This is a genomic window from Variovorax sp. LjRoot290 (assembly GCF_964253985.1).
Taxonomy (GTDB): domain Bacteria; phylum Pseudomonadota; class Gammaproteobacteria; order Burkholderiales; family Burkholderiaceae_C; genus Variovorax.
The window spans coordinates 3,734,535-3,751,381 of sequence record NZ_CAXURW020000001.1 but is presented as its reverse complement, the minus strand read 5'-3'; the positions used below and the strand labels follow the sequence as shown (position 1 = coordinate 3,751,381).

At 66.3% G+C, this 16,847-nt stretch carries 16 protein-coding genes; 8 read left to right on the top strand and 8 right to left on the bottom strand.

Annotated elements, in window-relative coordinates:
- Positions 1-3 precede the first annotated feature (3 nt).
- From ACSQ9A_RS18600 to rpoD, 3 genes are all read right to left on the bottom strand, one after another.
- Positions 4-1,134: an HPP family protein gene (locus tag ACSQ9A_RS18600; protein WP_436304702.1), complete on the bottom strand. Its 1,131-nt coding sequence runs from the start codon at positions 1,132-1,134 to the stop codon at positions 4-6.
- A 5-nt stretch (positions 1,135-1,139) separates the two neighbouring features.
- Positions 1,140-2,378: a multidrug effflux MFS transporter gene (locus ACSQ9A_RS18595; RefSeq protein WP_436304701.1), complete on the bottom strand. Its 1,239-nt coding sequence runs from the start codon at positions 2,376-2,378 to the stop codon at positions 1,140-1,142.
- Positions 2,379-2,478: 100 nt separating this feature from the next.
- Positions 2,479-4,713: an RNA polymerase sigma factor RpoD gene (gene rpoD, locus ACSQ9A_RS18590; RefSeq protein WP_436306323.1), complete on the bottom strand. Its 2,235-nt coding sequence runs from the start codon at positions 4,711-4,713 to the stop codon at positions 2,479-2,481.
- Here rpoD and ACSQ9A_RS18585 point away from each other — a divergent pair.
- On the top strand, positions 4,628-4,954 hold the full coding sequence (locus ACSQ9A_RS18585; RefSeq protein ID WP_436306384.1) for a hypothetical protein: 327 nt from the start codon (positions 4,628-4,630) through the stop codon (positions 4,952-4,954). The genes rpoD and ACSQ9A_RS18585 overlap by 86 nt on opposite strands.
- Positions 4,955-5,068: 114 nt before the next feature.
- On the opposite strand, the gene dnaG is transcribed toward ACSQ9A_RS18585, so the two are convergent.
- On the bottom strand, positions 5,069-6,958 hold the full coding sequence (gene dnaG / locus ACSQ9A_RS18580; RefSeq protein WP_436304700.1) for a DNA primase: 1,890 nt from the start codon (positions 6,956-6,958) through the stop codon (positions 5,069-5,071).
- 90 nt (positions 6,959-7,048) lie between these two features.
- Between dnaG and ACSQ9A_RS18575 the strand changes: the two genes are divergently transcribed.
- Positions 7,049-8,002 carry a YihY/virulence factor BrkB family protein gene (locus ACSQ9A_RS18575; RefSeq protein ID WP_093109880.1) on the top strand — a complete coding sequence of 318 codons (954 nt, stop codon included), beginning with the start codon at positions 7,049-7,051 and terminating at the stop codon, positions 8,000-8,002.
- Here the strand turns inward: ACSQ9A_RS18575 and ACSQ9A_RS18570 are convergent.
- Positions 7,950-8,708: a 3-hydroxyacyl-CoA dehydrogenase gene (locus tag ACSQ9A_RS18570; protein WP_436304699.1), complete on the bottom strand. Its 759-nt coding sequence runs from the start codon at positions 8,706-8,708 to the stop codon at positions 7,950-7,952. The two genes, ACSQ9A_RS18575 and ACSQ9A_RS18570, sit on opposite strands and share 53 nt — an antisense overlap.
- A 105-nt stretch (positions 8,709-8,813) precedes the next feature.
- Entirely contained in the window at positions 8,814-9,371 is a 558-nt protein-coding gene (locus tag ACSQ9A_RS18565; protein ID WP_436304698.1) for a phasin family protein, read from the bottom strand.
- A gap of 185 nt (positions 9,372-9,556) precedes the next feature.
- Here ACSQ9A_RS18565 and ACSQ9A_RS18560 point away from each other — a divergent pair, with 185 nt between their 5' ends.
- Both ACSQ9A_RS18560 and ACSQ9A_RS18555 read left to right on the top strand, forming a co-directional pair.
- Complete coding sequence (locus ACSQ9A_RS18560; RefSeq protein WP_436304697.1) at positions 9,557-10,498, top strand: histone deacetylase family protein; 942 nt, start codon at positions 9,557-9,559, stop codon at positions 10,496-10,498.
- Positions 10,495-10,932, top strand: a complete 438-nt coding sequence (locus ACSQ9A_RS18555; RefSeq protein WP_436291077.1) for an acyl-CoA thioesterase — start codon at positions 10,495-10,497, stop codon at positions 10,930-10,932. Before ACSQ9A_RS18560 ends, ACSQ9A_RS18555 begins: the two co-directional genes overlap by 4 nt.
- Before the next feature lie 60 nt (positions 10,933-10,992).
- Here the strand turns inward: ACSQ9A_RS18555 and ACSQ9A_RS18550 are convergent, their stop codons facing one another.
- Together ACSQ9A_RS18550 and ACSQ9A_RS18545 are read right to left on the bottom strand one after the other, a co-directional pair.
- Entirely contained in the window at positions 10,993-11,409 is a 417-nt protein-coding gene (locus ACSQ9A_RS18550; protein WP_436304696.1) for a hypothetical protein, read from the bottom strand.
- A 28-nt stretch (positions 11,410-11,437) separates the two neighbouring features.
- Positions 11,438-11,671: a CsbD family protein gene (locus tag ACSQ9A_RS18545; RefSeq protein WP_436304695.1), complete on the bottom strand. Its 234-nt coding sequence runs from the start codon at positions 11,669-11,671 to the stop codon at positions 11,438-11,440.
- A 186-nt stretch (positions 11,672-11,857) separates the two neighbouring features.
- Between ACSQ9A_RS18545 and pncB the strand changes: the two genes are divergently transcribed.
- Genes pncB through rmuC form a run of 4 tightly spaced genes read left to right on the top strand, consistent with a single transcriptional unit; the run spans position 11,858 to position 16,843 of the window.
- Positions 11,858-13,087, top strand: a complete 1,230-nt coding sequence (pncB, locus tag ACSQ9A_RS18540) for a nicotinate phosphoribosyltransferase (RefSeq protein WP_436304694.1) — start codon at positions 11,858-11,860, stop codon at positions 13,085-13,087.
- Complete coding sequence (locus ACSQ9A_RS18535; protein WP_436304693.1) at positions 13,084-14,496, top strand: sodium:proton antiporter; 1,413 nt, start codon at positions 13,084-13,086, stop codon at positions 14,494-14,496. Before pncB ends, ACSQ9A_RS18535 begins: the two co-directional genes overlap by 4 nt.
- Before the next feature lie 2 nt (positions 14,497-14,498).
- Positions 14,499-15,485, top strand: a complete 987-nt coding sequence (locus ACSQ9A_RS18530) for a 2-hydroxyacid dehydrogenase (RefSeq protein ID WP_436304692.1) — start codon at positions 14,499-14,501, stop codon at positions 15,483-15,485.
- Positions 15,486-15,490: 5 nt separating this feature from the next.
- The gene (rmuC, locus tag ACSQ9A_RS18525) at positions 15,491-16,843 is read left to right on the top strand and encodes a DNA recombination protein RmuC (RefSeq protein WP_436304691.1); all 1,353 of its coding nucleotides are present in this window, start codon (positions 15,491-15,493) and stop codon (positions 16,841-16,843) included.
- Positions 16,844-16,847: the final 4 nt, after the last annotated feature.

Genomic DNA, 16,847 nt, shown 5'->3' with positions numbered 1-16,847 from the left:
GGCTCAGCTTTCCGGGCCGACGGCGCGGTACAGCGCGCGCACGAAATCGGACTGCGTGATCATGCCGGTGAGCCGCCTTTCACCATCAATGATCGGGATATGGTGGTGGCCGCCCTCGGAGAAGAGCGGCACCAGTTCGACCATCGGCCGCTCCTCGCTCGCCACGCGCACCTGCCGCGTCATGATCTGGCCGACCACCTCGGGCTTGCTCGACATCACGGTTCGCGTCGCGCGGACGAAATCGCGCAGCCGTCCGCCCAGCCCCTCGTGATGCTCCAGGTCGATGTGGCGGAAGAAGTCGGCCTGCGTCATGATGCCGACCACGCGGCGCGTGCGGTCGATCACCGGCAGCGCCTTGATGCGCCGCTGCTGCATCAAGGACCATGCCTCCTGCAGCGGCGTGCCGAACTCGGCGATCACCGGGTCGCGCGACATGATGTCGGCGCAGCGCACGGTGCCGAGGCGGCGCTTGTACGACTCGAGCTCGGTCTGCCGGATCAGCGATTCGAGGTCGTCGCGGCTGATGTCGAGCACCTGGTTGTAGCGCGCGAGCACCGCATCGATGTCGGCCGAGCTGAAGCGCGCATCGGCCTTGGGTTCGCGCGGCGCGAGCTGCACATGCGGGTAGCGCCGGCCGGTCAGGCTGTTGTAGAGCACGCCGGCGAGCACCAGCAGCACGGAGTTGGCCAGCACCGGATAGAGCGAGAAAGGGAAATGCGTCGTGTGGCTCAGCACGGCGAACAGCGCCACCGCGCCGCCGGGCGGGTGCAGGCAGCGCATCGCGAACATCAGCGCGATGGCCAGCGAGGGCGCGAGTGCGCTGGCCCACACCGGGTCCGGCATCCAGCGTGCGCAGGCCACGCCGACGAGCGCCGAGAACGTGTTGCCGGCGATCACGGACCAGGGTTGGGCCAGCGGACTGGCCGGCAGCGCGAACACCAGCACTGCGCTGGCGCCCAGCGGGGCGACCAGCCAGCGGCTGTCAATGGAAGAGCCTGTCATCTGGGAGAGCAGCGCCGTGAGCAGAAGCCCCAGCCCCGCGCCGGCGACGGCGCGCAGCCTTTCGCGTGCGTTGACGTTGGTGCGCGCCGGCAGCCAGGCGCGCGCGAAAGTCCGCAGATCGTCCCAGCGCATCGTCGTCAGGCCACCTCGCCGGCGACCCTGCGCCCGATCTCGGGCCAGCGCCCGTGCAGCCAGACCCAGGCAACCAGGCCCACGCTCATCATGAGGAGCGAGGTCAACGCCAGCGCCAGCGTCGAATGCATCACCAGCGGCGCAATCACGCCGGCCACGATGCCATTGGCGGTCGAGCCGATCACCGCCTGCAGCGAGGAGGCCATGCCGCGGCGCTCGGGATGCAGGTCGAGCACCAGCAGCGTCACCACCGGCACCATCAGCGCCCAGCCGAAGGCGAACACCGCGATGGGCCACAGCGCCCAGGCCGGGTGCGGCGCGAACAAGGCATTGGCCACCACGTTGAGCAGCGAGGTCGCCAGCATGATCACGAAGCCGTCGCGGATCTGCCGCTTGGGCGCGACCTTGCCTGCCATGCGGCCGCTGGCCCAGGCGCCGGCCATGATGCCGCCGATGGTCAGCAGGAAGAACCAGAAGAACTGGGTGGGCGCGAGCGCCAGGTGGTCGCCGAGAAAGGCGGGCGCGGCCAGCACGTAGAGGAACATGCCGTTGAAAGGCACGCCGCTCGCGAGCGCCAGCAGCAGGAAGCGCGGATCGGAGCACAGGTCCCAGTAGCCGCGCATCAGGTGCCGCACCTCGAAGGGTTGGCGCTGGCTCTGGTGCAGCGTTTCGGGCAGCAGCTTCCAATTGGCGGCGAACAGCACCACGCCCACCGCCACCAGGAACCAGAACACGCTGTGCCAGCCCAGGTGCACGAACAGGAAGCCGCCCACGATCGGCGCGATCGCGGGCGCGATGCCGAAATAGATCGTGACCTGGCTCATCACCCGCTGCGCTTCGGCCGGCGGGAACATGTCGCGGATCACGGCGCGCGAGACCACGATGCCGGCGCCGGTCGACAGGCCCTGCAGCGCGCGGAAGAACACCAGCTGGCCGATGGTCTGCGCGAGCGCGCAGCCCAGCGAGGCGATGGTGAACACGGCCAGGCCCCACAGCACCACGGGCCGGCGGCCGAAGCTGTCCGACAGCGCGCCGTGGAACAGGTTCATGAAGGCGAAGCCGAACAGGTAGGCCGACAGCGTCTGCTGCATCTGGGCCGGCGTCGCGCCGATGCTGCTGGCGATGCCCGAGAAGGCCGGGATATAGGTGTCGATCGAGAACGGACCGAGCATGCCCAGCACCGCCAGCAGCACGGCGAGCGCCCAGCGCGGGGCGTGCCAGAGTTTGTCTGCGTCGGGGTTCATGCGAGAGGTCTCCGTTCTTGCTTGTTGTGCGCGGGAATAGAAAACGCCCGCCGCCGGTGAAGGCAAAGCGGGCGTTCGGGCTCGAAGATCCGCTGAAGGATCAGAGCGTATCAATAAAGCTGCGCAGCTTGTCGGAACGGCTCGGATGCTTCAGCTTGCGCAGCGCCTTGGCTTCGATCTGGCGGATGCGCTCGCGCGTCACGTCGAACTGCTTGCCGACTTCTTCCAGCGTGTGGTCGGTCGACATCTCGATGCCGAAGCGCATGCGCAGCACCTTGGCTTCGCGCGGCGTCAGGCTGTCGAGGATGTCCTTGACCACGTCGCGCAGGCCGGCCTGCATCGCGGCCTCGATGGGCGCCGTGTTGCTGCTGTCCTCGATGAAGTCGCCCAGGTGCGAATCGTCGTCGTCGCCGATGGGGGTTTCCATCGAGATCGGCTCCTTGGCGATCTTCATGATCTTGCGGATCTTGTCTTCCGGGATCTCCATCTTCGCGGCCAGGATGCCGGCGTCGGGCTCGAAGCCGAACTCCTGCAGGTGCTGGCGGCTGATGCGGTTCATCTTGTTGATGGTCTCGATCATGTGCACCGGGATGCGGATGGTGCGCGCCTGGTCGGCGATCGAGCGCGTGATCGCCTGGCGGATCCACCAGGTCGCGTAGGTCGAGAACTTGTAGCCGCGGCGGTATTCGAACTTGTCGACCGCCTTCATCAGGCCGATGTTGCCTTCCTGGATCAGGTCGAGGAACTGCAGGCCGCGGTTGGTGTACTTCTTGGCGATCGAGATCACGAGGCGCAGGTTGGCCTCGATCATTTCCTTCTTGGCATCGCGCGAGGACGATTCGCCTTCGTTCATGCGCTTGTTGATGTCCTTGAGCTCGGCCAGTGGCACCACCACGCGCGACTGGATGTCGGCCAGCTTCTGCTGCAGCTCCTGCACCGGCGGGATGTTGCGTGCCAGCACCGTGCTCCAGGGCTTGCCGGCGGCCGCCTGCTTCTCGACCCACTTGAGGTTGAGCAGGTTGGAGGCCACGCGGTTGCCGTTCTTGTCGTAGCCGCTGAAGTCGCGGATGAACTCTTCCTGCGGGAAGCCGCACTTGTCCACGATGATGCGGCGCAGCTCGCGCTCCTTCTTGCGGACGTCGTCGACCTGCGTGCGCACCAGGTCGCACAGCTTCTCGATCGTGCGGGCCGTGAAGCGGATGGTCATCAGCTCTTCGGACAGCGAATGCTGCGCCTTCTGGTAGGCCGGCGTGCCGTAGCCTTCCTTGTCGTAGATCTTGTGGACCTTCTCGAACAGCGCGGCGATGCGATCGAAGCGCTCCAGCGCGTCGCGCTTGAGTTCCTCGAGCTTCTTGGTCAGCGCCTTGGAGCCGCCCTTGCCGTCGTCGTCGTCTTCCTCGTCGAACTCGTCGAAGTCTTCTTCGGCCACGTAGTCGTCGGCCTCGTTCGGGTTCGAGAAGCCGTCGACGATGGTCGAGATGACGACCTTGCCGTCACGGATCTCCTGGCCCAGGCGCAGGATCTCGGCGATGGTCGCGGGCGAAGCCGAAATGGCTTCCATCATGGCCATCAGGCCGCCCTCGATGCGCTTGGCGATCTCGATTTCGCCTTCGCGCGTCAGCAGCTCGACCGTGCCCATCTCGCGCATGTACATGCGCACGGGGTCGGTGGTGCGGCCGAATTCGCTGTCGACGGTCGAGAGGGCCGCTTCGGCTTCTTCCTCGGCTTCCTCGACCGTGGTCGCCGTCGGCGCGGTGTTGTTCAGCAGCAGGGTTTCGGCGTCCGGCGTCTGCTCGTAGACGGCCACGCCCATGTCGTTGAGCATGGTGACCACGACTTCCATGGTCTCGGCGTCGACCAGCTTGTCGGGCAGGTGGTCGGAGATTTCGCCGTGCGTCAGGTAGCCGCGCGTCTTGCCCAGCGTGATCAGGGTTTTCAGGCGCGAGCGGCGCTTGGCCAGGTCTTCCTCGGAGAGCACGGTCTCGTCGAGGCCGAACTCCTTCATCAAGGCGCGTTCCTTCGCCTTGCTGATCTTCATGCGCAGCGGCTTGACCTTTTCTTCGGTCGTCGCCGCCGGTTCGTCGCCGATCAACTCGTCTTCGATGTCGGACAGGTCGACGTCGCTCGCCGGCGCCTCGTTGCCGGCCTTGGGCTTGCGGCCGCGCTTGGCGCCGCCTGCAGCGGCGGGCGCGCCGGCGGCCTTGGGAGGACGACCGACCTTCTTGGCGGCGGGTTTCGGGGCTTCGGCGATGGGGGTCGATTTCGTGGGCACGGTTTTCACTTTCGTTGCGGCTGTCGCCTTGGACGCGGCGGCACCTGACTTAGTTGCCGCCAGGGCGGCCGCTTTCAACGGTTTTTCTGCAATGGGCTTCTTGGCGGCGGACACGGCAGGCTTCTTTGAACTGGGCATACAACCTCGGTACAACAAGAATGAACAAGCGGAATCACAGGCGCCAACAAGCCGGCGCGGGCGGGAGCACAAACAATGGGGCGAAGAGGAGGCAAATCCTCAAGCACGCTTCAAAAAGGCAAGATGTCGGGCGAACATTTGGTGTGCAGTCCTTGCGGTGTATTGACCCTTTTTCCCGTGGGGAAGTGCGTTGCGCTGGAGGGTCGGCCCGGAGGTGCTGCTGTCGCTCTTGCCGTTTCGCGTATAGCGAAGCCTTAAATTATAGCGCGTTGCGCATTTTTCAAGCAAGGTTCGATCCGGCCTGGAGCCGTGCGCGCAGTTCCAGGCGGCGCGCCTCCAACGCCTTGTACCGCTGCAGGGCACGCGGATCGCTCCCTACGGCGCCAATGGCCTCGCTTTGCTGAGCCTTGAGCAGGTCGTCCAGCATGAAGTCGAGCACGTTGCGCAGTTCCCGGGCGGCATCGGCCGCCTGTTCGCCCTCCGCCTCGCCGACGGGCCCGCCGTCGGGGCTGGTCATGACGCGCTCGGCCAAGGCCTCGAAGGCCGTGCCCCGCATGCCTTCGCGCAGCGCGGCCCAGGGCTGCACGCCGTGCTCGTGCAACTGGCTGTCGAGCCAGGCGAAGAGCTGCCCGTGCTCGCCCGGCAGGTCGCACAGCAGGCCGTGCAGCTCATGGGAAAGCCCCTCCCATTCGGCCATGTTCGACAGCAGCAGCCGCGCGGCCACATCCGCCCGGCCGGGCGGCAGCGTGCGGCCGCGGGAGGGCCGCCGGGGGGCGGAAGCGCGGCGGCCCTCCCGCGGCCGGCCATAGCCCTCGCTTTCGCCCCGCTCGCGAGGCGAGGAGGCCGGGGCGCGTGCGGCAGCCGCCGGCGTCCACAGTTCAGACAGCTCCTGGGTGCTCAACTGGACCATCTCGGCGATCTCCCCGAGCAGCTGGCGCTTGAGCGCGCCTTCCGGCAACGCGCTCCAGAGCGGCCGCGCATTGCTGGCCATGTGGGCGCGCCCCTCGGCCGTCCCGAGGTCGCAGCCTTCGCGCGCGGCTTCGAGCATGAAGCGGCTCAGCGGCGTGGCTTCGTTCACGAAGCGCGCGAAGGCATCGGCGCCGAACTCGCGGATGAAGCTGTCGGGGTCGTGCTCGGCCGGCAGAAACAAGAACTTGACGCTGCGCACGTCGCTGGCATAGGGCAGGGCGCCGTCGAGCGCCTTGCGGGCGGCGCGCCGCCCGGCCGCGTCGCCGTCGAAGCTGAACACGACCGATTCGGTGAAGCGGAACAGCTTTTGAACGTGTTCCGGCGTGCAGGCGGTGCCCAGCGTCGCGACCGCGTTCGGAAAGCCCAGCTGCGCCAGCGCCACCACGTCCATGTAGCCCTCGGTCACGAGCGCGTAGCCGCGTTCACGGAAGGCCGCGCGGGCTTCGTAGAGGCCGTAGAGCTCGCGGCCCTTGCTGAACACCGGGGTCTCGGGCGAGTTGAGGTATTTGGGCTTCTCGTCGCCGAGCACTCGCCCGCCGAAGCCGATGCACTCGCCCTTGACGTTGCGGATCGGGAACATCACGCGGTCGCGGAAGCGGTCGTAGCGCTTGCCGTCGCCGTTGTCGTCCGGTTCGCCGGCGATCACCAGCCCGCTCTCGGCGAGCAGCGGATCGTCGTAGTCGGGGAACACGCCGGCCAGCGTGCGCCAGCCCGCGGGGGCGTAGCCGATGCCGAACTGCCGGGCGATCTCGCCCGAGACGCCGCGACCCTTGAGGTAGTCGATGGCCGCGGGCGACTGGCGCAGCTGCTTCTTGTAGGCGTCGCCGGCCTTCTCGAGCACCTCGGACAGGGTGGCCTGCTTCTGGCGCTGGCCGGCAGCGCGGGCGCGCTCCTCGGGCGAGGCGTCGTCCTCGGGCACCTGCAGGCCGTACTGGCCGGCCAGGTCGTGCACCGCCTCGACGAAGCCCATGCCGGCGTGCTCCATCAGGAAGCCGATGGCGTTGCCGTGCACTCCGCAGCCGAAGCAGTGATAGAACTGCTTGGTGGGGCTGACCGAGAACGAAGGCGACTTCTCGCCATGGAACGGGCACAGGCCCATGAAGTTGGCGCCGGCCTTCTTCAACTGGACATAGCGGCCGACGATTTCCACCACGTCGGCGCGCGCGATCAGTTCCTGGATGAAAGAGGCGGGGATGGTCATGTAGGCGGAGAGCGGCAAATCATACGCAAGACCTCATGCCACCGCGGGCCGGCGGCATACTGGTCGCTTCGAATCCCGCGCCGCATCCGCATGATTCGCCACACCGTCCGCCACGCAGTGCCCTTGCTGCGCCATCCCCTCCGGTTCGCCTGGGAGGCGCTCAAGGCCTTCCGGGCCAACCAGGGCCTGCTGCTGGCCGGCGCGGTCGCCTACTACGCGCTGCTGTCGATCGTGCCGCTCCTGATCGTGAGCGTGATCGCGCTGTCGCATTTCATCGACCAGGGAGAACTGCTGAGCGCGGTTGGACGCTATCTGGAGTGGCTGTTGCCGGGCCAGTCGCGGGCCATCGTCGCCGAGCTGTCGAACTTCCTGGCCCATCGGGACGTTCTGGGGCCGGTGCTGCTGGTGACGATGATCTTCTTCAGTTCGCTCGCCTTCACCGTGCTGGAAAGTGCCATGGCGGTGATCTTCCACCACCGCAAGGCCGACCATTCCCGCCACTTCCTGATCTCTGCGGTGATGCCCTACATCTACATCCTGTGCCTGTGCGTCGGGCTGCTGCTGGTGACGCTGGTGTCCGGCGCGCTGCAGGTGATCGGGCAGGAAAGCGTCGAGCTTTTCGGCCGCAGCTGGTCGCTGTCGGGCGTGTCGGGGGTGCTGCTGTACCTGCTCGGGCTGGGCGGCGAGATCTTCATGCTGACCTCCCTCTACCTGGTGATGCCGGTGGGGCGGCTGCGGCTGCGGCACGCGCTGCTGGGCGGCGTGACTGCGGCGCTGCTGTGGGAGATCACGCGCCGCGTGCTGGTGCTCTACTTCGCCACGCTGTCGCAGGTGAACGTGGTCTACGGCTCGCTGACCACCGCGATCGTGGTGCTGCTGAGCCTGGAGATCGCCGCCACGCTGGTGCTGTTCGGTGCCCAGGTGATCGCGCAGTACGAGCGGCTGGAGCGCACCGGCAACGCGACTCCGCTGCCGGCCGAGATCTCGAAGGTCAGCGCGGCGCCAGCCGAATCGCCCCGTCGAGCCGGATCACCTCGCCGTTGAGCATGTCGTTCTCGATGATGTGCTTGGCGAGCTTCGCGTAGTCCTCGGGCGTGCCGAGGCGCGAAGGGAAGGGCACGCTGGCGGCCAGCGCATCCTGCACCTCCTTCGGCATCCCGAACAGCATCGGCGTGCCGAAGATGCCGGGTGCGATCGTCATGTTGCGGATGCCGTTGCGCGCCAGGTCGCGGGCGATCGGCAGCGTCATTCCGACCACGCCGCCCTTGGAGGCGCTGTAGGCGGCCTGGCCGATCTGGCCGTCGTAGGCCGCGACCGAGGCGGTCGAGATCAGCACGCCGCGCTCGCCGGTGGCCTCGGGCTCGTTCTTGCTCATGGCGTCGGCCGCCAGCCGGATCATGTTGAAGCTGCCGATCAGGTTGACCGTGACGGTCTTGCTGAATACGGCGAGCGCGTGCGGACCGCTCTTGCCGACGGTTTTTTCGGCCGGCGCGATGCCTGCGCAGTTGACCAGCCCCATCAGCTTGCCCAGCTTCTGGGCGGCAGCCACCACGGCCTGGCCGTCGGCCTCCTGGCTCACGTCGCACTTGACGAAAGTGCCGCCGATTTCCTTGGCGACCGCTTCGCCCTTGTCGGCCTGCATGTCGGCGATGACCACCTTGGCGCCGTTCGCCGCCAGCATGCGTGCGGTGCCTTCGCCGAGGCCCGAAGCGCCGCCGGTGACGATGAAAACCTTGCCGTCGATCTGCATGGGATGTCTCCTGAAAAAACGTTGCCGGCGATCATAGAGCGCAAAAAAAAAGCCCCGTCCGAGAACAGGGCCCTGAATTGGATCCCGAAGGACCCAAGGAGACAATCAGCGCTTGCGGGAAGCGGTTTGAGCGGTGCTCTTGGCAGCATTCACGGCCGTGGTCGAAACGGCCTGGAAGTTGGCTTCGGCGACGTCGGACGCTTGCTTGACGGCCTTCTGGACCGATTCGAAAGCGTTGTTGGCAGCAGCCACGGCGCTCTTCATCACGGCGACGGCGGTTTCCGAACCGGCGGGGGCGTTCTTGGCAGCACTGTCGACCAGGCCGACGAAGGCTTGCTGGGCTTCAGCAGTCTTCGCTTCGAAAGCCTTGGTGAACTCGGCGCCGGTGCCTTGGGCGATGTCATACAGGTGACGGCTGTAGGCAGCGGTCTTCTCGGCGAGGGGCTGGAACAGGCCGGCTTGCAGGGCGAGCAGCTCTTGCGCGTCCTTGACGCTGAGAATCGCTTGCGTGGTGCCGGCGGCTTCGACCAGCGCAGCCTTGGAGGCGGTCACGTTCAGTTCGACCAGCTTCTCGACGCCTTCGAAGGCCTTGGTGGTCAGCCCGAACAGGGTTTCGAGGTTGGCTTTGTGGGAAGCGATGAGTTGGTCAGCGGTCAGTGCCATGTGGATGCTCCAGTTGATGAATGAAAGAGGTCGGTCGCGGATGAGCTGCCCCTCTTTATTTTGTTGCGGTGCAGCATGGCCTGAAGTATAGGCAGCCAAGCGTTTCGATCAAGTGAAAATTTGTTGCCATGCAGCAATTTAGAACGCGCTTTCTAAAAGGCAGAGGCGCCGCCGACAATGTTCCGATGCGTGCGTTTTACTCAGGCCATTTCGTGCTGCCGCTTCCCAGCGGCCACCGGTTTCCGATGGGGAAGTACGCGCTGCTGCGCGAGCGGCTCCAGCAGCATTTGCCCGCAGTGCAGATGTTCGAGGCACCGCGCGCCAGCGACGGCGAACTGGCGCTGGCCCACACGCCGCAATGGATTGCCGCCATCAGCGACGGCAGTGTCGATCCGCAGGCCATGCGCGAAATCGGTTTTCCATGGAGCGAGGCGATGGCAGAGCGCTCGCGCCGATCGGCCGGCGCCACCATCGCCGCCTGCCGGGCGGCCCTGGCGGAAGGCATCTCGGCCAACATGGCCGGCGGTACCCACCATGCGAGCGCGGACAGGGGCGGGGGTTTCTGCGTCTTCAACGATGCGGCGGTCTCCGCGCGGCTCATGCAGGCGGAGCACGGCAGGCGGGGGCGCCTGCCTTTCCAGGTGGCGGTGATCGACCTCGACGTGCACCAGGGCAACGGCACCGCGCGCATCTTCCGAGAGGATCCGAGCGTGTTCACGCTGTCGATGCATGGGCAGAAGAATTTCCCGTTCCGCAAGGAGGCGAGCGATCTCGACGTCGAACTGCCCGACGGTTGTGGCGATGCCGAGTACCTGGCAGCGCTCGAGCACGCGCTCGACGAACTCGACCGGCGCTTCTCGCCCGGCCTCGTGATCTACCTCGCGGGCGCCGATCCCTTCGAGCGCGACCGGCTGGGACGCCTCAAGCTGAGCTTCGATGGCCTGGAGGCGCGCGACCGGCGCGTGTTCGACTTTGCCTGGCAGCGCCGGATTCCGCTCGCGTTCGCGATGGCTGGCGGCTATGCGAGCGACATTGCGGAGACCGTTCAGGTGCAGCTCGGCACCTTCCGCGTGGCCTTCGACTACTGGCGGCGGTGGCAGAATGCCGCGCCGAGATCGCACCCATGAGCGCCAGACCCACGCCCCACCACCGCAGCAGCTACCGCGCTTTTCGCAGCATCCCGACGCGCTGGGCCGACAACGACATGTACGGCCATGTCAACAACGTCGTCTACTACGGCTGGTTCGACACCGCCGTCAATGCGCTCCTGATCGAGCGCGGCGCGCTCGACATCCATGGTGGCGACACCATCGGTTTCGTGGTCGAAACCCAGTGCAACTACTTTGCGCCGCTCGCGTTCCCCCAGACGGTGGAGGCGGGCGTCAGGGTGGCGCATGCGGGCGGCTCCAGCGTGCGCTACGAAATCGCGTTGTTCGCCGAGGGGGCCGAGACCGCGGCAGCGCAGGGCCACTTCATCCACGTGTACGTCGACCGGGCGACGCAACGTCCGGTCAAGCTGCCGGCGGCGCTGCTGGCTGTGGTCGACGAACTGCGCGTCTGAGTCGCCCAAAGAAAAGCGGCGTCCGCAGACGCCGCTCGGCCCGGCAACCGGCTTGAAAGCTTATTGCATCTTGGCGGGCTTCGCCATCGCGCGAATGTCGGCCTTGCCCTTGGCTTCCTCGGCCTTGGCTTCCTTCTCGCAAGCGTTCTTGGCGTCGCCCTTCTGGTCGTCGCACTTTTCCTTCGCGACTTCGTAGCGGGCCTTCACCTTCTCTTCAGCTACCTTGCGGGAATTGCTCTCGCTGGGCTTGAACTGCTGTTCGAGTTCCGCCTTGGCAACGTTCTGCTTGCCCTTGGCTTCCTTCCCGCAGACGTCCTTGGCGTTGTCCTTCATGGCATCGCACTTGGTCTTGTCGACCTTGTAGTCGGCTTCGATCTTTTCCTTGGCGACCTTGTACTCGTCCTGGCTCATCGCACCGGCTTGCGTTGCAACAAGGCAGGAGGATGCGATCGCGAGCATGAGCAGATGTTTTTTCATGGGATGTACTCCTTTGGCGTTATCGAACTCAATACTTCTCGAACCACAGCGCAGCGGGCTTGCGGCCATCGCGCGTCTCCCATTCGCTAACTTGCTTCTCGGCCTCTTCCCTGCTGATGCCGTGCCGCTCCTGAATGCGCCCCAGCAGCTGGTCGCGCTTGCCGGCGATGACGTCGAAGTCATCGTCGGTGAGCTTGCCCCACTGCTCCTTCACCTTGCCTTTGAGCTGTTTCCAGTTGCCTTCGACGGTGTCCTTGTTCATCGACGTATCTCCTTCAGATAAGCGGGTTTTGTCGCCTGCCCGAATGCTTGTGGCCGGCGTGAAATGACTCTGGCGTGGGGGGGTGGATCGAACGGTAGGACGCTCGGGGAAGGGGCCGTAGGCACATGCCGACGCGGCCCGTGATAATCGACCGCACGCCGAACCCGGACACCAGCGCGCCGCACCATGATCATTCAAAGCCTGCTCGACACCGACCTCTACAAGTTCACGATGATGCAGGTCGTGCTGCATCACTTTCCGGGCGCCCGCGTCGAGTACCGCTTCAAGTGCCGCAACCCCGGCGTCGACCTGGCGCAGTTCGCGGCACAGATCCGCGAAGAGGTCCGCGATCTCTGCTCGCTCCAGTTCAGGGATCCCGAACTGAGCTACCTGCGCTCCATGCGCTTCATCAAGAGCGACTTCGTCGACTTTCTCGGCCTGTTCCGCCTGAACGAGAAGTACATCAAGATCATCCCGCAGGCCTCGGGCGAGCTCGACATCCGCATCGAGGGGCCGTGGCTGCACACCATTCTGTTCGAGATCCCGGTGCTGGCGATCGTCAACGAGGTCTACTTCCGCAACACGCAACCGAAGCCGGACATTGCCGAAGGGCGCCGGCGCCTCGAAACCAAGATCGCGCAGTTGCAGGGTGAAGGGCTGGAGGACCTCAAGATCGCCGACTACGGCACGCGCCGGCGTTTCTCCAAGGACTGGCACGAGGAGGTGCTGCGCACCTTGAGCGCCAGGCTCGGCGCCGTGAGTTCGCCGCCCCAGCGGGCCGCCAAGCTGCCGCAGTTCGCCGGCACCAGCAACGTGCTGTACGCCATGAAGCTCGGCCTGATCCCGCTGGGCACCATGGCGCACGAGTACCTCCAGGCCTGCCAGGCGCTCGGGACCCGGCTGCGCGACAGCCAGGTCTTCGGTTTCGAGTCGTGGGCGCGCGAATACCGCGGCGACCTCGGCATCGCGCTGTCGGACGTCTACGGCATGAGCGCGTTCCTGCGCGACTTCGACCTGTACTTCTGCAAGCTGTTCGACGGCGCGCGCCATGACAGCGGCGACCCCTTCCAGTGGGGCGAGCGCATGCTGGCCCACTACATTGCGAATCGCGTCGATCCGCGCACCAAAACCCTGATCTTCAGCGACAGCCTCACCGTGCCGCGAACCATCGAGCTCTACCAGCAGTTCCGGGGCCGCTGCCAGCTGGCCTTCGGCATCGGCACCAACCTCACCAACGACCTGGGCTACGAGCCGCTGCAGATCGTGATCAAGATGGTCCGCTGCAACGACCAGCCGGTGGCCAAGCTGTCCGACACGCCTTCCAAGAACATGTGCGACGACGAGAGGTACCTGGCCTATCTGCGGCAGGTGTTCGAGATTGCCCAGCCTGCCGAGCGGCCTGGCTCGGCGCGATGAGAGGCGTTCTGCGCCGGCCGATGGCCATCGCGCTGCTGGCGCTGGCCCCCGCAACGAGCTTCGCTGCCGATTTCGACGGCAGCGTGCTGTCGCCCCTGTGGGGCCTGCCTTTCGCCGGCATCCTGCTGTCGATCGCGCTGATGCCGCTGCTGGCGCCGTCGTTCTGGCACCACCACTACGGCAAGGTTTCTGCCGGCTGGGCGCTGGCCTTCCTGCTGCCTTTTGCCGTGATCTACGGCGTCGCGCTGGCGGGGGCGCAGTTCGTCCATGCGCTGCTGGCCGAGTACATCCCGTTCGTCATCCTGCTCACTGCGCTGTTCGCCGTGGCCGGCGGCATCCATGTGCGCGGCAACCTGCACGGTGCGCCGGGGCTGAACACGGCGATCCTCGCCATCGGCGCGGTGCTTGCGAGCCTCATGGGCACGACCGGCGCCTCCATGCTGCTGATCCGCCCCCTGATCCGCGCCAACGACAACCGCCTGCACAGGGCTCATGTGATCGTGTTCTTCATCTTCATCGTGTCGAACGTCGGCGGCTCGCTGACGCCGCTGGGCGATCCGCCGCTGTTCCTGGGTTTTCTCAAGGGCGTGGACTTCTTCTGGACCGCACAGAACATCCTTGCCGACACGCTGTTCATCGTCGGCATCCTGCTCGCGTTGTTCTATGCGATCGACACCTGGTACTACCGCAAGGAAGGCGTGTTGACGATCGACCCCACGCCCGACACGCGCAAGATCGGCTTCGACGGCGCGGTCAACTTCTGGCTGTTGGCGGGCGTGATCTTCTTCGTGCTGCTCAGCGGCTTCTGGAAGTCGCCCGTCAGCTTCGACGTCCACGGCACCGAGGTCGGCCTGCCGGGCCTCGTGCGCGATGCGGGCCTGATCGCGATCACGCTGCTCTCGCTGAAGATCACGGCGCCCCAGGTGCACGCCGCCAACCAGTTCGCCTGGGAGCCGATGGCCGAGGTAGCCAAGCTGTTCGCCGGCATCTTCCTGACCATCATCCCGGTGATCGCGATGCTCAAGGCGGGCGTGAATGGACCCTTCGGCGCAGTCGTCTCCGCCGTGACCCGCCCCGACGGCCAGCCCGATCCGGCGATGTACTTCTGGGGCACCGGCGTGCTGAGCTCTTTCCTGGACAATGCACCCACCTACCTGGTGTTCTTCAATACCGCCGGCGGCGATCCGCAGGCGCTGATGACCACCTACGCCACCACGCTGGCCGCCATCTCGGCGGGCGCCGTGTTCATGGGCGCCAACACCTACATCGGCAACGCGCCCAACCTGATGGTCAAGGCCATCGCGGAAAGCCGCGGCGTGCGCATGCCGAGCTTCTTCGGCTACATGCTGTGGTCGGGTGCCATCCTGGTGCCGCTGTTCGTCGTCTCCACCTTCATCTTCTTCCGTTGATCATGAGCAAACCCAAAATCCTTGTTGCACGTTCGATCTTTCCCGAGACCATCGCACGCCTCGAAGAACACTTCGAGGTCGAGTCCAACCAGGGCGACCAGAGCTGGAGCAAGACCCAGCTGATCGACAAGCTCAGGGGCAAGCAGGGCGCCTTCACCACCGGCAGCGAGCGCATCGATGCCGAGGTGCTTGCGGCCTGCCCCGAGCTGAAGATCTGCGCCAACATGGCGGTGGGCTACAACAACTTCGACGTCGATGCGATGACCGCGTGCGGCGTGCTCGCCACCAACGCGCCGGACGTGCTGACCGAGACCACGGCCGACTTCGGCTTCGCGCTGCTGATGGCCACCGCGCGCCGCATCACCGAGAGCGAACATTTCCTGCGCGCAGGCAAGTGGGAGAAGTGGAGCTACGACATGTTCGCCGGCTCCGACATCCACGGCGCCACGCTCGGCATCGTGGGCATGGGGCGCATCGGGCAGGGCATCGCGCGTCGCGGTGCCTTGGGCTTCGGCATGAAGGTGATCTATCACAACCGTTCGCGGCTCGATGCGAAGCTCGAAGCCGAATGCAAGGCCAGCTACGTGAGCAAGGAAGAGCTGCTCAAGACCGCCGACCACGTCGTGCTGGTGGTGCCCTACACGCCGGCCTCGCACCACACCATCGGCGCCGCCGAGCTCGCGCTGATGAAGCCGACGGCCACGCTGGTGAACATCGCGCGCGGCGGCATCGTCGACGACGCGGCGCTCGCCGCTGCCTTGCGCGACAAGCGCATCGCCGCGGCGGGACTCGACGTGTTCGAGGGCGAACCCAAGGTGCATCCCGAACTGCTCCAGGTTCCGAACGTCGTGCTCACGCCGCATATCGCGAGCGCCACCGTGCCGACGCGGCGCGCGATGGCCGATCTGGCGGTGGACAACCTGATCGGCTTCCTGGTCCACAACAAGCCGGTGACGCCGCTCAACCCTGCAGTGCTTGCGAGCAAGTAGACGCAATGCCCCCGTTGGAACCCTGGATCCTCCTGGCCCTCGCGGCCCTGACTTTCATCCTCGTCGTCTGGCTGCTGCTGCGCAAGCCGCCGGCGCTCGACCACAGCACGCTGATCGCCACGCTGGGCGCGGCCAACGAACGCATCGAACGCGAGCTGCGCCACGAGATCGGCGAGTCCTCGCGCGGCGCGCGGCAGGAGACTGCCCAGTCCTTCGCGACCTTTCAGCAGGCGCTGGTGCAGCAGAGCGCCGAAGCCACGCGCACACAGAACGCCCAGATCGATGCCTTCGCGCAGCAACTCACGCTGCTGCAGAAGAGCTTGGCTGACACGCTCAATACCCAGCTGCAGGGCCTTTCCGAGTCGAATGCACGGCGGCTTGCCGAAGTCCGCGCCACCATGGAAACCCAGCTCGCGCAACTCCAGCAGAGCAACACCGCCAAGCTCGACGAGATGCGCAAGACAGTCGACGAGAAGCTGCAAAGCACGCTCGAGGCGCGCCTGGGCGAGAGCTTCAAGCAGGTGGCCGAGCGGCTCGAACAGGTGCACAAGGGCCTGGGCGAGATGCAGACCCTCGCGGTCGGCGTCGGCAGCCTGCAGCGCGTGCTGACCAACGTGAAGACGCGCGGCGTGTTCGGCGAAGTGCAGCTCGAGGCCCTGCTCGAGCAGGTGCTCACGCCCGACCAGTATGCGAAGCAGGTCGAGACCAAGCCGCGCAGCGGGCAGCGCGTGGACTTCGCGATCCGCTTTCCGGGCCGCGGCGGCGACGGCGCGCCGGTCTGGCTGCCGATCGATGCCAAGTTCCCGCGCGACGACTACGAGCGGCTGCTCGATGCCCACGAGCGCGTCGACCCTGGCGCCGCCGATCTCGCGGCCAAGGCGCTGGAGGCGCGCATCCGCAGCGAGGCGCGATCGATCGCCGAGAACTACCTGGCCGCGCCGCACACCACCGACTTCGCGATCCTGTTCCTGCCGGTGGAGAGCCTGTATGCCGAGGTGCTGCGCCGCCCCGGATTGATGGACGCGATCCAGCGCCAGCACCGCGTGACGCTGGCCGGCCCGACCACGCTGCTGGCCATGCTCAACAGCCTGCACATGGGCTTCCGCACGCTGGCGCTGGAGCAGCAGGCTTCCGAAGTGTGGAAGGTGCTCGGCGCGGTCAAGACCGAGTTCGAGCGCTATGGCGAATGGGTCGCGCGCATCAAGGAGCAGGTGGCCAAGGCCTCCGACACGCTCGACAAGGCCGACACGCGCGCCAAGCAGATGCGCCTGGCGCTGCGCAAGGTGGAGGCGCTGCCCGAGGCGCAGTCGCAGGCCTTGCTGCCATCGCCCGAGGACACCGACGACGGAGCCCCGTGAGCCC